At 67.0% G+C, this 17136-nt stretch carries 10 protein-coding genes; 5 read left to right on the top strand and 5 right to left on the bottom strand.

What is annotated here, in order from left to right; translation table 11 throughout:
• Positions 1-261: 261 nt before the first annotated feature.
• The 4 genes from thiE to RN901_RS10955 are packed head-to-tail and all read right to left on the bottom strand — an operon-like array spanning position 262 to position 2924.
• Entirely contained in the window at positions 262-918 is a 657-nt protein-coding gene (gene thiE / locus RN901_RS10940; RefSeq protein WP_310758320.1) for a thiamine phosphate synthase, read from the bottom strand.
• A gap of 13 nt (positions 919-931) precedes the next feature.
• Complete coding sequence (mltG, locus tag RN901_RS10945; protein ID WP_310758321.1) at positions 932-1963, bottom strand: endolytic transglycosylase MltG; 1032 nt, start codon at positions 1961-1963, stop codon at positions 932-934.
• A complete protein-coding gene (ruvX, locus tag RN901_RS10950; RefSeq protein WP_310758322.1) occupies positions 1960-2424 on the bottom strand; it encodes a Holliday junction resolvase RuvX in 465 nt (154 codons plus the stop codon). Before ruvX ends, mltG begins: the two co-directional genes overlap by 4 nt.
• 2 nt (positions 2425-2426) lie before the next feature.
• A complete protein-coding gene (locus tag RN901_RS10955; protein ID WP_310758323.1) occupies positions 2427-2924 on the bottom strand; it encodes a hypothetical protein in 498 nt (165 codons plus the stop codon).
• 49 nt (positions 2925-2973) lie between these two features.
• On the opposite strand from RN901_RS10955, the gene RN901_RS10960 reads away from it, so the two are divergent.
• Entirely contained in the window at positions 2974-4278 is a 1305-nt protein-coding gene (locus RN901_RS10960; protein ID WP_310758324.1) for a thymidine phosphorylase, read from the top strand.
• A gap of 1 nt (position 4279) precedes the next feature.
• Here RN901_RS10960 and RN901_RS10965 read toward each other — a convergent pair whose 3' ends face one another.
• The gene (locus RN901_RS10965; RefSeq protein WP_310758325.1) at positions 4280-6376 is read right to left on the bottom strand and encodes a PBP1A family penicillin-binding protein; all 2097 of its coding nucleotides are present in this window, start codon (positions 6374-6376) and stop codon (positions 4280-4282) included.
• A 229-nt stretch (positions 6377-6605) separates the two neighbouring features.
• Here RN901_RS10965 and tyrS point away from each other — a divergent pair, with 229 nt between their 5' ends.
• The 4 genes from tyrS (at position 6606) to RN901_RS10985 (ending at position 17087) form a co-directional block, all read left to right on the top strand.
• Positions 6606-7817: a tyrosine--tRNA ligase gene (tyrS, locus tag RN901_RS10970; protein WP_310758326.1), complete on the top strand. Its 1212-nt coding sequence runs from the start codon at positions 6606-6608 to the stop codon at positions 7815-7817.
• Positions 7818-8279: 462 nt separating this feature from the next.
• On the top strand, positions 8280-11606 hold the full coding sequence (locus RN901_RS10975) for a SusC/RagA family TonB-linked outer membrane protein (RefSeq protein WP_310758327.1): 3327 nt from the start codon (positions 8280-8282) through the stop codon (positions 11604-11606).
• A 107-nt stretch (positions 11607-11713) separates the two neighbouring features.
• A complete protein-coding gene (locus RN901_RS10980) occupies positions 11714-13438 on the top strand; it encodes a hypothetical protein (RefSeq protein WP_310758328.1) in 1725 nt (574 codons plus the stop codon).
• 280 nt (positions 13439-13718) lie between these two features.
• On the top strand, positions 13719-17087 hold the full coding sequence (locus tag RN901_RS10985; protein ID WP_310758329.1) for a SusC/RagA family TonB-linked outer membrane protein: 3369 nt from the start codon (positions 13719-13721) through the stop codon (positions 17085-17087).
• Positions 17088-17136: the final 49 nt, after the last annotated feature.

The following is a 17136-nucleotide window of genomic DNA, read 5'->3' on the forward strand; positions in this document are numbered from 1 at the left end:
GGCCGTGCGGGCGGATCGGCCGCAGTCCGGTTGCCCGATCATTGCGGTGGAGCGGCGGAGGAGGAGCTGTCGGCGCCGGCGTCAGCCTTGAACGTCTGCCGATCAGCGCTCGTGCGCCAGCGCCGCCGCGCGACAGGGTGCTCCGCGGCCGCTCGGCACGGCCGCGGCGTTCACCAGCAAGCCAGCGCCGACAGCTCCTCCTCCGCCGCGCGACGGGGTGCTCCCCGACCGCTCGGCAGTGCCGCGGCGTTCACCAGCAAGCTAGCGCCCACACCCTCCTCCTCCGCCGGCGATGCGAAGAAGCTCCCGTACGACCGCTGCAGGGTCCGAGGCGGACATTACAGCTGACAGGACCGCGATGCCGGCGCCGGTCTCGAGCACCTCGGGAGCGTTCTGCGGCGTGATGCCGCCGATTCCGAGACAGGGGAGACCGCTGGCCTCCCGGACGAGCCGGACTCGGTCAGGTCCGATCGCTTCGTCGGCGAGGCCGGGCTTGGAGCGCGTACCGAACACGGCTCCGACGCCCAGATAGTCCGCCCGCGCAGCCGCCCCGCGGCGAGCTTCCTCGGGATCATCGGTGGAATAGCCGATGATGAAGTCGCTGGGGGCGATGTTGCGGGCGGCCGAGACGGTGAGATCGTCCGGACCCAGATGGACGCCATCCGCGCCGACGGCAAGGGCGACATCGAGACGATCGTTCACGATGAAGGCGGCGCCCGCAGACTTCGTGATCGCACGGAGCCGCTCCGCGGTCGAGGCGAGCGCGCGGCTGTCCGCGGTCTTGTCCCGGAGTTGAATCGCAGGTGCCCCGGCGTCCACGCATTCCGCTACGACCTGCTCGAGCGGACGGTCGCAGGCGGGCCTCGGGTGGGTGATCACCATGAGAGGCCAGCCATCCGGCGTGGGCGAGCCGGGCACGGTCCTTTCCGAACTAGCGTTCCGCCGACTCGCGGCCGACGCGGATCCGGTCTATCGCGTTGTTGTGCTCGCGCAGGGTCCGGGTGAATTCGTGCGAGCCATCGTTTCGCGCCACAAAGAAGATGTACTCGTGGTCGGCGGGCTGGAGGGCGGCCCGCAGCGATGCCTCGCCCGGCGAAGCGATGGGCCCGGGCGGCAGTCCCTGCTGCGTATAGGTGTTGTAGGGGTGATCCGCGACGGCGTCGATGTCGCGGTAGAGCAAACGCGCGCGCGGTTCGCCGAGGGCGTACTGTACCGTGGGATCCGCCTGCAGAAGCATGTCGCGCTGAAGGCGGTTCCAGTAGACTCCCGCGACCACCGGACGCTCCTCGTCCCACCGGACTTCCTTCTCGACAATGCTCGCGAGCGTCACGATCTCTCTCTCGTCGAGGCCGAGCGCGGCGGCTTGAGCCTGCTCCTCGGCCCCCCAGAAAGCGCTGTATCGTCCGACGATCGCCCGGACGATGACCGGGATTCCGACGCCATCGGCGAATCGATACGTCTCCGGGAACAGGTATCCTTCGAGTGTGGGACCCGGCACGCCCAGCTCACCCACACGCTCCGGAGCTGCAAGGTAGGCAAGGACGGCGGCGGTCGAATCGCCCACGTAGGCGGCCAGGCGTTCCGCCACCTGCGGGAGCCGAAAACCCTCCGGGATCGTGAGCGGCGTCGTAACGACGGCCCCGGTTCGGAGCACCTCCAGCAGGTACGGGTACGGAGCGCCGCGCGGAATCTCGTACCGGCCGGCCTTCAGCTGCCGCCCTTGACCCTTCAGGCGCACGTACGCGTCGAAGATCCGCGGATGGAAGATCAGTTCCTGCGCGCGGAGCACGTCGGCGACGTCGAGCGACGCCGCGCCATCGGGGACGAGGATCTCGACCACCGACCCATCGGGGAAGCCGCGTCCCCGGAACTCGGCGGAGAAGAACCCGTACGCCACGGGCGCCAGGGCGGCGAGAGCGGCGAGGAGCAGGCGAACGCCCGTCGCTTTCGGCAGGAGTTTCATGGGCTTCGGGGGACGCCGGCACCGGCGGGGGCGCTGCGCAGATAAGCGGAGAGCATCAGCGCCGCGGCCATTTCGTCCGTCCGGCCCTTCCGCCGCCGTCGGCCTCGAGGCGGGTCCATGCTGAGGATCTCTCGTTCCGCGCGGGCAGTCGACAGCCGCTCATCCCACTCGATCGTTCGTACTCCCGTTGCTTCCTCCAAAGCCCGGGCGAAGGCCCGTGCCTCTTCGGCCATCTCGCCCGCGGTCCCATCCATCGAGAACGGAATACCCACGAGGATGGCGGCGGGGTCCAATTCCGCCACGAGTGCGGTCAGCGCGCCCGGGATCGCGGTCCCCGGAGCCCGTCGGTTCGATCTCTCCACCACGCCGCGGGGCGCCGCGATCGTACGGGTCGGATCGGTGACGGCCACCCCGATGCGTCGTCGGCCGTAGTCGAGCGCCATCAAACGACCGCCGGACATGCTCAGTGCTCCCGGCCCCCGGCCCGCGATTGGCCGCCGGTACGCAGCCGCTGGATCGTCTCCACGGATCCGAACACGAACCAGCATGGCTCCGTGCCGCCGCCACACTGCACTTCGGCGACCTCTACAGCACGGTCCGCCAGGCGGCTCAGAACGCCCCGGAGCAGCGCGGTCGCGAAGTGGCAGCGGACGTTCCCGGCCGCCATGGCTTCCGCCGAGTCACGCCAGGCGATGGCGGCGGAGGCTCCTCCCCCGGGCTTGAACGATATCGATCCGAGGCCCGCCTTCCGGAGGATCTCGTCGAGGAAAGCCCAGAACTCCTCTGCGTCCAGCGCGTCCGGCGAGTCGCCGAGCAGCGCGACGGCCTCCGCGCCGGTACGATCCCCCGCCTCGTTCAACGCCGCAATGCCGGCATCGCCCAGGCTTGCGCAGCGGTGAAAGAGATCCGCGAGGACCGACCTCGGCAGGATCACGGGAGGGGCCTGCGTGGGGGAGATCATCGCGAAAAAAGCTAGACATGGGGCCGGGGCCGGACAAGGTTGGCGCCTCATGCTCCCGACCCGGATCATCGAGAAAAAGCGAGACGGGGGTCGGCTCTCGTCCGATGAACTCGCGGCCTTCCTGCGTGCGTATCTCCAAGGAAACGTCGCCGAGTATCAGATGTCCGCCTTCCTCATGGCCGCGTTCATCCGCGGGCTGGATCCCGCCGAGCTGTCCGTGCTTCTGCGAGAGATCATCGAGTCCGGGGCGCGACTGCAGTTCGCGGACGACGGTCCGCCGGCGGTCGACAAGCACTCCACCGGTGGCGTCGGCGACAAGGTCTCGCTCATCCTCGCGCCTCTCCTGGCCGAAGCCGGACTTCGCGTCCCCATGATGTCGGGTCGCGGCCTCGGACATACCGGAGGCACGCTGGACAAGCTCGAGGCGATCCCCGGCTTCAACGTGTCCGTGGATCTGGCACGGTTCCAGGCCATTCTCGACGAGATCGGGTGCGCCATGATCGGCCAGACGAAGGAAATCGCGCCGCTCGACGGACGTCTCTACGCGCTCCGGGACGTGACGGGGACGGTTCCTTCCCCAGCCCTGATCGCGGCTTCGATCGTTTCCAAGAAAGTGGCGGAAGGGATCGGGGCGCTCGTGCTCGACGTGAAGTGTGGGCGTGGCGCCTTCATTACCGACCGTGACCAGGCACGTGGGTTGGCGCGCACCATGGTAGACCTCGCGACAGCCGAGGGAGTACGGACGAGCGCGCTTCTCACCGATATGAATGCCCCCCTGGGTCGCACCGTCGGCAACGCGCTGGAAGTGCGCGAGGCGATCGAGACTTTGAGAGGCGGGGGACCCGCGGATCTGCGCGAAGTCACCCTGGCGCTGAGCGCCGAGCTGCTCGTCTCCGTCGGTCGCGCCCCCGACGCGGAAGAGGCCGCGGCGGAACTCGGCGCGATCCTGGATGGCGGGGCCGCGCTCGAGCGCTTCGCGCGGCTCATCGAGGTCCAGGGAGGGGACCCGAGGGTGGCCGACGATCCCGGGCGCCTCCCCACGGCCCCGATCCGCGAACCCTTCCCATCCCCCGGCTCCGGTTGGCTCGATGTCCACGCTCGCAGGGTGGGCGTCGCCGCGGTGGAACTTGGTGCCGGCCGCCGCCGCGTCGAGGATGCGGTCGATCCGAGAGTGGGGTTCGAGTTTCACCGCCGGGCGGGCGACAGCGTTACCGGACGCGAACCTCTCGTCACCGTACACGCGGCGGACCCGGCCAGCGCCGCGACGGCGGCCCACCGCCTCAGGGACGCGATCCGGGTCTCTCCCGAGCCGCCCGCGCCGCAACCCCTGATTCTGGAGCGGATCGCCCGCTAGGCTAATGCGGCGCGAAACTCCGCCGAATGGGGGCCCTCGCGCTCCACGGACCATGCGCGTCGCACGTCTCGGTCGGCTCCGTCCCCTCGAGGTAGACCTCGACGTAACGGACGTCGAGCGGACACCAGCGCGTGGACAGCAGTCCCGTCGTCTCGTCCACGGTCCGCTCGATGAGGCCGGGCGGCCGCTCCCAGGCGTCGGGGTGCTCGTGCATCTCGTAGTAGTGCGCGAGCACCGCGGCTCCGACCGGCGCCGCCGTGCCTCCCCCCGTGGCGCCCGGATAGATGCGCCGGGGCCGGTCGAGCCCGATCCACGTCGTCGTCACGAGGTCCGGCGTGAATCCGACGAACCACGTATTTGTCGCATCGTTCGTCGTTCCCGTTTTGCCCGCTACCGGTATGGAGAAGGGAATCGCATAGCGAGACCTCACCGCCAGCGTCCCGGTCCCCTGGTCCACCGCATCCCGCAGCATGGACTGGGCGATCCAGGCGATGTCCGGCTCCAGCACCCGCTCGCGCTGGACCCGGCTCTCAAAGAGCACGCGGCCGTCTTTGCTTTCCACGCGGAGAATCGAGCGGGGAGAGACCCGGACGCCGAGGTTCGCGAAGGTGCTGTAGGCGCTGGCGATCTCGATCGGACGAACGTCCATTGAGCCGATCGCGGCGGACGGCACCCGCGGGACGTTCGACGCGACCCCCATGCGCTCGGCCATCTGCGCGAACGACTCCTCGCCGACGCGCTGTCCCAGCTTGACCGCCACAATGTTGATGGACCGGGCCAGCGCCCGCCGCAGGGTCATCGGGCCTTTGAAGTCGTTCTCGAAGTTGCGCGGCGCGTAGGGATCGCCGCCGACGTTCTCGAGGTAGTACGGCTGGTCGTAGATGATCTCCGACGCGGGGATGCCGGACGCGATCGCCGTCGCGTAGACGAAGGGCTTGAACACGGACCCCGGCTGCCGGATGGCCTGGGTCGCGCGGTTGAACTCGGAGTCGCCGAAATCGCGCCCGCCCACCATCGCCCGCACGTCGCCGGTCGCCGCGTCCAGCGCGACGAACATCCCCTGCACGTACGGCATCTCCGCGCCTCCGCGGCTCACCTGGTACAGGCTGTCGGGCGGCCACGCCCGCACTTCCTCGAAGGTGACGCCGCTATAGGCCGGGTGGCGGTCCACCCACTCCAGCTGGGCGAGAAGCGCGGAATCCGCGACCGCCTGCAGATCCGGGTCGAGCGTCGTGTAGACGCGGAACCCCTTCTCGTAGATGTCGGTGCCGTACCGGTCATAGAGCCGCTGGCGCACCCACTCCACGAAGTAGGGCGCGTCCTGCTCGATGCGGGCTCCCCTCGCAAGTTCCAGCGGGTAGGCCTTTGCGGCCTCGGCGTCCTCAATGCTCACGAGGCCCTGCGCCGCCATCAACTGAAGGACGAGATTGCGCCGTCCGACCGCCCGCTCGGGGCGGCGGATCGGGTTGTACCCCGCCGGATTCCGCGGGATGGCCGCGAGAAGCGCCGCCTCCGGCAGATTCAGCTGCGCAGCGGTCTTTCCGAAGTAGCGCTCCGCCGCGGCCTGGACCCCGAACACCCCGTCGAAATTGATCTGGTTCAGGTAGGCCTCGAGGATCTCCCACTTGCTGTATGCGCGCTCGAGATCGATCGCGACCCGCATCTCCCGCAGCTTCCTCCGGATGCTGATGTCGCGCCGGTTTACGGAGCTCTCGAACATGTTGCCCGCGAGCTGTTGCGTGATCGAACTGCCGCCCGCGGCCCCGTACCCTCTCAGCAGGAAATCGAAGAAGGCTCGCGTCGTCCGCAGCAGGTCCACCCCCGCGTGCCCCCAGAAGCGCTTGTCCTCGACGGCGATGAAGGCGTTGTACACATGGCGGGGAAGCGCCTCCATTCGGATGGGCGTCCGCCGCTCGATGGCGAGTTCCGCGAGGAGCGACCCATCCGCCGCGAAGAGTTTCGTCGCTTCCTTGGGTTCGAAGGCGTAGATCTGGGCGATGGAGGGGCAGTCGTCGCACAGGTGCGTCCAGCCGCGCCACGCCACGCCTCCGCCCAGGCCGCCGCCGACCAGAACGGCGAACACCAGAGCCCGGCGCACGTTTCTCCGCTTCCCGGGCGTCCGCTTCTTCGCGCCCCGCGGCCGCCGCGCGCCTCGTCGTCGACGGATCATCCCCGTTCCCCCCCTCCGATCTCCCGGCCGTTCACGCTTTCCTCCGGACCTCACCCCTCGCATCGAACCGCCGACGGCCCGATTCTACCGTCGCGACGCCCCCGGCGGGAGCGAACCCGCGACGGGACGATAGGGAATATACCGACACCAGGTGCAGATGTTTCTTCCCGTAGACGAACAGATCCGCCGAATCCGAGATGGAGCCGAGTCCATCGTCCCCGAAGACGAACTCGTGGCCAAGCTCGAGCGTTCGGCACGCGAGGATCGGCCCCTCCTTATTAAACAGGGGTTCGATCCGACCCGGCCCGATCTCCACATCGGCCACGGCGTATCGATCCACAAGCTGCGGACATTCCAGGAACTCGGCCACCGCGTGGTCTTCGTGATGGGCGACTTCACGGCCCGCGTGGGCGACCCGAGCGGAAGGGACGAGACGCGGCCGATGCTGTCCGAGGAGGAGATCGAGTCGAACCTGGCCAGCTACGAGGACCAGGTTTTCCGCATCCTCGATCCGGCGGCGACCGAGATCCGGAAGAACAGCGAATGGCTCGCCGGCCTCGCGCTGGCGGACATCCTGCGGCTGACCTCTCAGTACACGGTCGCGCGCATGCTCGAGCGCGACGACTTCGCCGCGCGCCACCGGGAGGGACGTCCCATCAGCCTCGTCGAATTCCTCTATCCGATGATGCAGGCGTACGATTCCGTCGCGCTGCGGGCCGACGTCGAACTCGGCGGCACCGATCAACGGTTCAACCTGCTGCTGGGGAGAACACTCCAGGAGCGCGCGGGCCAGGAGCCGCAGGTGTGCCTCATCATGCCGCTTCTGCGCGGCACCGACGGGCAGCGAAAGATGTCCAAGAGCTACGGCAACTACGTCGGTATCGCGATGGAGGCGAGCGAGACGTTCGGGCGAGTGATGTCGATTCCGGACACGCTGCTCGACGAGTGGCTCGTGCTCGTATCGAGCGCCTCCGGCGAGGCGCTCGCCTCGCGCCGCGCGCAGGCGGGGACCGATCCGCTCGCGGCCAAGCGGTGGCTGGCCGGAGACGTTGTGGCCCGCTACCACGGCGCGGCGGCGGCCGGCGAGGCACGGGAAGCTTTCGACCGGCTCCACCGGCGCCGGGAGGTGCCGGAGGATGTCCCTGCCGTGTCGCTCTCGCTCGGAAAGCAGGAGACGCTCTGGATCGCTCACATCCTTCGCGATTCGGGGCTTGCGGCTTCCTCCTCGGAGGCGGGTCGCCTCATACGCCAGGGAGCGGTGCGGGTGGACGGCAGCGTGATCCGGGAGGGCGACCTTCGCCTCGGAGAAGGCGAGTATCTCGTGCAGCGGGGCAAACGAACGTTCGCGCGCGTTTCTCTCCGGTCCTGAGGTCCCCGGTTTCCGGACCCCGAACGGCGGCGCGCGCGGTCCCGCAGCGGTCCCTTCGAGGGTCTTGCACGGGCCGAAGTTGGCACTCATGTTGCCCGGTCCCGTTCGTCGGGGAAGTTGCGGGTGTGCGCCGAACGGCCGCACGCCCACGGGTGGGAATCGTCGAACTTCGGAGAGTGGCGGGGAGCGCGGTTTCGGCTCGCTGCGGGCCGCGCATCCGATATCGCGGCGCCCGGTGCGTCGCAAAACGGTTCCGCCAATCGTTGTAGAGGAGTAGCGACACGACACGACGTGCATTTTTGATCGGTCTCGACGCGGTGTACTGACCCGGCTGCGTCGGGCGAGGGTTCGGCCCTCGAACAGGTTCGGGTCGTAGAGGATCCCACTGCCACAGGAGGGAGATCCATGTTGTTTCACTTGTCAGGGCGGCGGAGGCGCGCGAGCGCGCTGGCCGCTACAGCAGTGAGCGCCTGGCTCTTTATCGGCGCGGCCCCGCTGCTCGCTCAGGGAGCGATCTCGGGGACGGTGACCGACGCGGAGTCGCTGGCCCCGGTGGCCGGCGCGCAGGTGTTCGTTGCGGGAACGGTGATCGGTACGCTGTCGGGTCCGGAGGGCACGTACCGGTTGGACGGTGTACCGGCGGGCGAGCAGACCGTGACGGTCCGCCTGATCGGCTACCGGGAGCTGTCGCAGACAGTGACGGTGGCGTCGGGTCAGGTGGCGACGGCGGACTTCTCCGTGGAGCAGACGGCGCTTCGCCTCCAGGACATCGTCGTAACGGGAGTGGTGGGCGAAACGCCGCAGGTGAAGCTCCCGTTCACGGTGGAGCGGCTGTCGGCGCAGGATCTTCCGGTCCCGGCGGCGGACGCTTCGTCGCTGTTGGCGGGTAAGGCCGCGGGCGTATCGGTCGTCTCCGCTTCGGGCCAGCCGGGCCAGCCGGCGTCGATCATGCTGCGCGGACCGACGTCGATCAACGCCTCCGGCCGGAGCACGTCACCGCTGATCGTGATCGACGGCGTGATTCAGTCCGAAGGCGCGTCGCTGTCGGACGTGGGCGCGCTGGACATCGACCACGTGGAGATCGTGAAGGGAGCGGCGGCGGCGTCGCTGTACGGTTCGCGGGCGCAGAACGGCGTGATCGAGATCACGACGAAGCGCGGCACGGGCCTGCAGACGAACTCGCTGAACATCACGGGCCGCGGCGAGTACGGCTTCGGCCAGCTCGTCGGTGATGTCGGCCTCGTGCGTTCGCATCCGTACGAGATGAACGCGTCCGGCTCGAAGTTCATCGACACCGAGGGCAACGAGGTCGACTTCCGCGACCTGAACCGCCCCGGCTTCGGCTCTGCCCGGCTCTACAACCAGATCACTCCGGGCGAGCAGCCGTCTCCGCAGACGGCGTTCGCGAACCAGGCGTTCCCGAACGAACTGTTCGACCACATGGACACGTTCTTCGATCCCGGCGAGACGATGGACATCTACGGCGCCGTGACGGGCCGTTTCGGCGAGTCGAGCTTCCGGGTGAGCGTGAACCAGTTCCGCGAGGCGGGCGTCGTGAGTTGCTCCGTCTGCATCGACAACCTCGCCACGCTCAACGCGGATCGCGTCGCACAGGGCCTGTCGGCCTACGACGTGGGACTCCCGAACGACGAAGGCTACGAGCGGCAGAACGTGCGTCTGAACGTCGACACGCGCTTCGGCGATCTCGACATCGCGGCGAGCGGCTTCTACTCGCGCTCCGACCAGGACGACAAGGCCGTGTCGACGGGCGCCTTCTCGCGGCTGACCTTCATGTCGCCCGCGATCGACCTCACGCGGATCGACCCGACTGACGGATATCCCGAGATCGGTGCGGACCCGCAGTCGATCGAGGAGAACCCGCTCTACCTGCTGGCCACGAACGACAGCCGCGACGAGCGGACGCGGACGATGGGGTCCGTGGACCTCAACTTCTCGCCGGCGGCCATCGACTGGCTGACGCTCGAGGCGAACGCCTCGTTCGACCGGACGGACTTCAGCGACTACACGATCCGGCCCAAGAACGAGCGTAGCCTGGGTGGCGGCGGCGTAGGCGACTTCACCGGCGGCAGCCTCCGCGAGTTCAACTCCACCAACGAGGCGGTCAACGCTTCGGTGACGCTCGGCGCGAGCCAGGCGTTCATGGACGGCGACCTCACCGTGCGCGCCAAGGCCCGCTACCTCATCGAGGACCAGAGCTACGAGTCGAACGGCGTGTTCGGCAGCCGGTTCTCGGTGCAGGACGTGCCGAACTTCGGCGCGATCATCGGCGAGACGTCGGGGAACAACTTCACCAGCGCCATCAAGTCGGAAGGGCTGTTCGGGATCGCGAGCGCCGACTACCGCGGCCGCTACATCGTCGACGGTCTCATTCGGCGTGACGGTTCCTCGCTGTTCGGACCCGATGAGCGGTGGCAGACCTACTACCGCGGCTCGGTCGCGTGGCGGGTCTCTCAGGAAGATTTCTGGAACATCGATGCGATCGACGAGCTGAAGCTGCGCTTCTCGCTGGGGACGGCGGGCGGCCGGCCGAACTTCGCCGCCCAGTACGAGACGTTCGGCGTCTCGGCGGGCGCGATTTTCCCGATCAACCTCGGGAACCGCGCGTTGAAGCCGGAGTTCACGTCCGAGAAAGAGGCGGGATTGAACTTCGTGTTCTTCGACAATCTGGGTCTCGATCTGACGTATGCGTGGCAGACGACGGACCAGCAACTCCTGCAGGTTCCGCAGCCGGCGTTCGTGGGCTTCTCGAGCCAGTGGCAGAACGCGGGCGAGATCGCGGCGGAGACGTACGAAGTATCGCTGCGCTACGCGGCGATCGACGAGCAGGACCTGGGCCTCCAGTTCCGGCTGAACTGGGACCGGACCCAGCAGGAGATCACGCGTCTGGACGTGCCCGACTTCACGCAGGGCGGCAACTTCTTCGTCTCCGAGGGTCGTCCGCTGGGCGAGCTGTGGGGCGAAGTGTGGGCCACCAGCTGCGCGGATCTGGCGCCGATAGGCGTCTCGGCTTCCGACTGCAACGCCAACTTCCAGGTGAACGATGACGGCCTCCTCGTCCCGACGGGTGGCGCCGCCTTCACCGAAGGCTTCAGCAAGAAGCTGTGGGGAACGCAGGTCGAGGTCGCCACGGCGGACGGCTCCAACTCGTACCACTGGGGTCTCCCGATCAAGGTTCAGGATTACTCGCCGGCGTGCGTGGCGAAGAATCCCGGCGACTACGAGGAGAAGTGCACGCTGACCGAGTTCCTGCCGTTCGGGAACACGACGCCGGACTTCAACGCATCGTTCGCGACGAATTTCCGGTATCATGGTCTCAGCGTGAACGCGCTCGTGGAGACCTCGCAGGGCCAGTCGATCTACAACGGCACGGCGCAGTGGGCGCTTCGCGAGCTGCGGGGTGAAGACACGGACCAGACGGGCAAGCCGCTGGAGCACAACAAGCCCGTCGGTTACGCCTCCGCGGTCTACTCGGTGAACGCCGACAACTCCTGGTTCCGCGAGGACGGCAGCTGGATCAAGCTGCGCGAGCTTTCGTTCGGCTACACGCTGCCCCAGAGCATGGTCGAGAGTCTGTTCAGCGGCGTCTTCGATCGGGTTACGCTCAATGTGATCGGCCGCAATCTGGTCACGATCACGGACTACCGCGGCTACGACCCCGAGGTCGGACGCGGGAGCGGTTCGCTTCAGAGTGCAGCGCTGAACCGAGTGGATAGCTTCGGTTATCCGAACTTCCGGACCTTCACCTTCTCAGCCGAACTGGTATTCTGATTCCTTCCCGTGGCAGTGGCGGGGGCGCCCTCTCCGGAGGGCGTCCCCTGCCCGATGATCCACAACGGAAGGGGACCGGGAGATACCGATTGAACAACGGAGAGACCATGAACAGGAAGCTGACGCTACCGGCCTTTGCGCTGGCACTGACGGTCGGCTTTTCGGGGTGTGACCTGCAGGTCGACAACCCGAATCAGCCGGACCGCGCTCGTGCCTTGGCCGGCCCGGACGATGTGGAGACGCTCATCGCGAGCTCCTTCCTCAAGGTCTGGGAAATCGGACATTATTGGAACAACGCGAACTTCGCGTTCGGCCACATGGCCAGTCGCCACACGGCGACCTGGGGCAACATGGGGATGAACGACCTCGGTCGTGAACCCCGCGAGTCCCTGCCGAACTCGCCTTCGTATCGCTGGGCCTACGTCTTCGAGGCCAACTGGGGTGACGCCTACGGCGGCATCTCCGCGGCATCGGATGGGATCCGCGCCATCGACGCGGGCCTCGAGATCGGGCCGGGCGGTGAACGGAACGCGCGCGCCCTCGCTTTCGCGTCGGGCAACCAGGCGATCCTCTCCTGCCTGCTCGCGCTGTGGTATGACCAGGCCTTCATTGTCGACGAGACGACCGATTTCGGCGGCGAACTCGAAACGGTCGACTACACCGGCATGTTCAGCTACGCGATGGGCAAGCTGGATGCGGCGGAGTCGGCCGCCCGGTCGAGTTCCTTCACGCTGAACGATACGTGGCTCAACGGAAATCCGTGGGACAACAACCAGTGGGCCGACTATCTCGTAAGCTGGAAGGCGCGCTGCGCGGCGAACATGCCGCGGACGGATGCCGATGCCGCCGGTGCGAACTGGGGTCAGATCATCTCCCACTCCCAGAACGGCATCCGGGACGTCGTGATCACGGGTGAGGACTCCTCGTCGGACAGCCCGTGGTTCGATGGCCTCAAGTCGCTCATGCAGGAGAACAACACCTGGCACCGGATGCACATGGACTGGGTGGGCATGGCCGACCAGAGCGGCGAGTACCAGGACTGGCTTACGATCTCCACGCAGCAGCGCACAGCGCGCAAAATGACGTTCGGGGACGACATGCGGTTCCCGCCGGTCAATGAGAACGGTGCGAAGTCGGAGGTCGTGAGTCCGTCGGCTGCCTCCGACGGTCCGCGGTCGAAGTACAACTCGACGATCATCTTCCGGCCGGAGCGCGGTACGTACCGCCAGTCGCACTACGGCGACATTCGGTACGACGCTTATACGCTGAGCTGCAGCTTCTGCTTCTTCGGGCCGATGGAGCATATGACGGCCCAGGAGATGGACCACTACATCGCCGAGGGCCACTACCGCATGGGCAACTTTGCGGGCGCCGCGGAGATCGTGAACAAGACGCGGATGGAAGCCGGGCTGCCCCCGGCGCCGTCGAACCCGACGGATGCCGTCCCGTCCAACGGTGCGGGCGAGTGCACGCCGCGGAAGCGGTACGATGTGCAGGGCCGTTGTGGCAATCTGCGAGACGCGATGTGGTTCGAGCACTTCGAAAACGTGTTCAACGTGTTTGGCGGACTCGAGTTCTGGCACGGGCGTCGCAACAACATCCTGCCGGCGGGTACAGCGCTGCAGCTGCCGCTGCCGGCCGCCGACCTCGAAGTGCTTCAGCGCGACATCTACACGTTCGGCGGTGGCGGGCCGAGTTCGGCCGGCGATCCGACGCCGACCGTGGTTCCCGGCAGCCTCGACGCCGCGCTGGAGCGGGCGACCTACGCGCTGGAGCGGATCAAGGCCAGTCAGGCCGCCGACCGCAAGGCACGGGATCTGGTCGTCAGGTAGGAAACAGCAACCCGGCAAGGCCCGGGTCGGGGGTGGGTTCGCCCCCGAAGGTTCTGAACCAGGAAGGCGGTTCGTTGGATAGACAGCCCTTCCAGGGAGCGTGGACGCCTCCCGGCGCCGTCAGTGACGGTTCCGGGAGGCGTGCGCTTAACAACGCTACGAGCGTCTGCAAACGACGATCGGGGGGTCGCGGTCCGACGGCCCCCCGATCGTTTTCTGTTTTGGGGCACGGGAGGGGGTCCGGGGCGCAGGAGGTCTCACTCTAGAGGAAGGGTGATCCATGTTGCATAGGTCGTCAGGACGGCGGAAGCGCGCGAGCGCGCTGGCCGCCACGGCAGTGAGCGCCTGGCTCTTTATCGGCGCGGCCCCGCTGCTCGCTCAGGGAGCGATCTCGGGGACGGTGACCGACGCGGAGTCGCTGGCCCCGGTGGCCGGCGCGCAGGTGTTCGTTGCGGGAACGGTGATCGGTACGCTGTCGGGTCCGGAGGGCACGTACCGGTTGGACGGTGTACCGGCGGGCGAGCAGACCGTGACGGTCCGCCTGATCGGCTACCGGGAGCTGTCGCAGACAGTGACGGTGGCGTCGGGTCAGGTGGCGACGGCGGACTTCTCCGTGGAGCAGACGGCGCTTCGCCTCCAGGACATCGTCGTAACGGGAGTGGTGGGCGAAACGCCGCAGGTGAAGCTCCCGTTCACGGTGGAGCGGCTATCGGCGCAGAATTTCCCCGTGCCGGCGGCCGACGTCTCGGCGTTGCTGACGGCGAAGGCGGCCGGCGTGTCGGTTGTCTCCGGCTCCGGCCAGCCCGGAGCGGAGGCGTCGATCATGTTGCGCGGTCCAACTTCCATCAACTCCTCGGGGCGCTCCCTGTCGCCGCTGATCGTGATCGACGGGGTGATCCAGTCGGAGTCGGCCTCGCTCTCCGACATCGGATCGCTGGACATCGACCACGTGGAGATCGTGAAAGGGGCGGCGGCGGCGTCGCTGTACGGTTCGCGGGCGCAGAACGGCGTGATCGAGATCTCGACGAAGCGCGGGACGGGGCTGCAGACGAACACGCTGAACATCCTCGCCCGCGGCGAATACGGCATCGCCCAGTTGGTGGGGGACGTCGGTTTGACGCGGTCCCACCCGTACCAGATGAACGCCGCGGGAACGCTCTTCATCGATACCGACGGGAACGAGGTCGCTTTCACGGACCTGAGCCGCGGCGGATTCGGTGCTCCGGTCCTCGCGAACCAGATCAACCCCGACGAACCTGGCGATTCCTTCACGTCCTTCGCCAACCAGGCGTTCCCGCACGAACTGTTCGATCACATGAACACGTTCTTCGATCCCGGTGAAACGATCGATGCCTACGCCGCAGTGACGGGCCGGTTCGGCGAGTCGAGCTTCCGGGTGAGCGTGGACCAGTTCAGGGAAGGCGGCATCGTGCGTTGCACGCCGTGTATCGACAACCTTGCCACGTTGAACGCCGACCGGGTCGCCCAGGGCTTGACGGCCTTCAACGCCGGGCTGCCGGACGACGACGGATACGAGCGACAAAACGTGCGCCTGAACGTCGACACCCGGTTCGGGGACCTGGACATCGCGGCGAGCGGGTTCTACTCGCGCGCCAACCAGGACGACAAGGCGCTCGAGAACGGCGCGTTCAGCCAGTTGACGTTCGCCTCGCCGGCCGTCGACCTGGCACAGATCGACCCGGTGGACGGCTATCCGAGGATCGATGCGGACTCGCAGTCCATCTCCAACAACCCGCTCTACCTCCTGGCGATCGTAGACAGTCGGGACAAGCGGACGCGGACGATGGGTTCGGTCGACCTCAACTTCTCGCCGGCATCCCTCGACTGGCTGACCCTCGAGGCGAATGCGTCCTTCGACCGGACGGATTTCTACGACTACGAACTGTATCCGAAGAACGAGAAGACCCGTGAGGGCCCAACCGGCGGCAGCCTGCGCGAAGGCAACTTCGAGGACGAGGCGATCAACGCATCGGTGACGCTTGGCGCGAGCGAGACGTTCATGGACGGCGACCTCACGGTGCGTGGTAAGGCTCGCTACCTGATCGAGGATCAGCGCTTCGAGTCGAACGGCGTCTTCGGAAGCCAGTTTTCGGTGCAGGACGTCCCGAACTTCGGCGCCATCACCGGATCCACGACGGGCAGCAACTCCGTCCGGGCGATCAAGGCGGAAGGACTCTTCGGGATCGCGAGCATGGACTACCAGGGCCGTTACATCCTCGACGGTCTGATCCGGCGCGACGGTTCGTCCCTGTTCGGGCCTGACGAGCGGTGGCAGACCTACTACCGCGGCTCGTTTGCCTGGCGCGTGACGCAGGAGGACTTCTGGAACATCGACGCGATCGATGAACTGAAGCTGCGCTTCTCGCTGGGGACGGCCGGCGGGCGGCCGAACTTCCAGGCGCAGTACGAGACCTTCGGCATTTCGGGCGGCGCGATCTTCCCCGTCAACCTCGGGAACACGGCACTCAAGCCGGAGTTCACGACCGAGCGCGAGGCGGGAATCAACTTCGTCTTCTTCGACAACCTGGGTCTCGACCTGACGTATGCGTGGCAGACGACGGATGACCAGTTGCTGCGCGTTCCGCAGCCGGCGTTCGTGGGTTTCTCGAGCCAGTGGCAGAATGCGGGCGAGATCTCGGCGAAGACGTATGAGATCTCCATGCGCTACGCTCCGATCGACACGGAGGACATGGGCCTGCAGTTCCGGCTGAACTGGGATCGGACGCGCCAGGAGATCACGCGACTGGACGTTCCCGCGTACCGCCAGGGGACGTTCTTCGTCTCCGAGGGTCGTCCGCTGGGCGAGATGTGGGGCCACGTGCTGGCGCGAACGTGCTCGGATCTCGAACCCGTCGGCATCGCGGCTGCGGACTGCAACGCGAACTTCCGGGTGAACGATGACGGCATCCTCGTGTGGACGGGAGGCGCCGACTTCACCGAAGGGTTCAGCAAGAGACTCTGGGGGACGGACGGGACCGTGCCCACGACCGATGGTGGCGAGAACACGTATCTCTGGGGCATTCCGATCAAGGTTGTGGACTACTCGCCGGCGTGCGTGGCGAAGAATCCGGGCAACTACATGGAGAAGTGCCAGCTCACGGATGTGCTCCCGTTCGGGAACACGACGCCGGACTTCAACGTGTCGTTCGGGTCCAACTTCCGTTACAGGAACCTCGCCGTGAACGCCCTCGTCGAGTCGTCGATGGGTCACTCCATCTACAACAACACCGCGCAGTGGGCGCTCCGGGATGACCGGGGCGAGGACGTGGACCAGACGGGGAAACCCCTCGAGTTCACCAAGTCCATCGGCTACGTGGCCGGGGTGTATCTCTCGAACAACGACAACGACTGGTTCCGCGAGGACGGCGACTGGATCAAGATCCGCGAATTGTCGATCGGGTACACGCTGCCGGACGGGATGCGGCAGAGCCTCTTCGGCGAGATGTTCGACCGGATCACCTTCAACGCCATCGGCCGTAACCTGCTGACGATCACGGACTATCGCGGATACGATCCCGAAGTCGGCCGGAGCGGCGGCGAACTCACGAACGCGGGCCTGCAGAGGTACGACAGCTTCGGCTATCCGAACTTCCGCTCGTTCACGTTCTCGGCGGAACTGGTGTTCTGATGCCCCTCCGCGAAACGGAGGTCGAACGGACATGGACTGAGTTTATGGA

The sequence above is a fragment of the Candidatus Palauibacter soopunensis genome (assembly GCF_947581735.1).
GTDB classification, from domain to species: Bacteria; Gemmatimonadota; Gemmatimonadetes; order Palauibacterales; family Palauibacteraceae; genus Palauibacter; species Palauibacter soopunensis.

Bases quoted from the DNA above. Each gene is read 5' to 3' on its own strand.
- tyrS (WP_310758326.1), top strand. From the start codon at position 6,606: ATGTTTCTTCCCGTAGACGAACAGATCCGCCGAATCCGAGATGGAGCC.
- mltG (WP_310758321.1), bottom strand. From the start codon at position 1,963: ATGAAACTCCTGCCGAAAGCGACGGGCGTTCGCCTGCTCCTCGCCGCT.
- RN901_RS10955 (WP_310758323.1), bottom strand. From the start codon at position 2,924: ATGATCTCCCCCACGCAGGCCCCTCCCGTGATCCTGCCGAGGTCGGTC.
- RN901_RS10985 (WP_310758329.1), top strand. From the start codon at position 13,719: ATGTTGCATAGGTCGTCAGGACGGCGGAAGCGCGCGAGCGCGCTGGCC.
- RN901_RS10960 (WP_310758324.1), top strand. From the start codon at position 2,974: ATGCTCCCGACCCGGATCATCGAGAAAAAGCGAGACGGGGGTCGGCTC.
- ruvX (WP_310758322.1), bottom strand. From the start codon at position 2,424: ATGTCCGGCGGTCGTTTGATGGCGCTCGACTACGGCCGACGACGCATC.
- RN901_RS10980 (WP_310758328.1), top strand. From the start codon at position 11,714: ATGAACAGGAAGCTGACGCTACCGGCCTTTGCGCTGGCACTGACGGTC.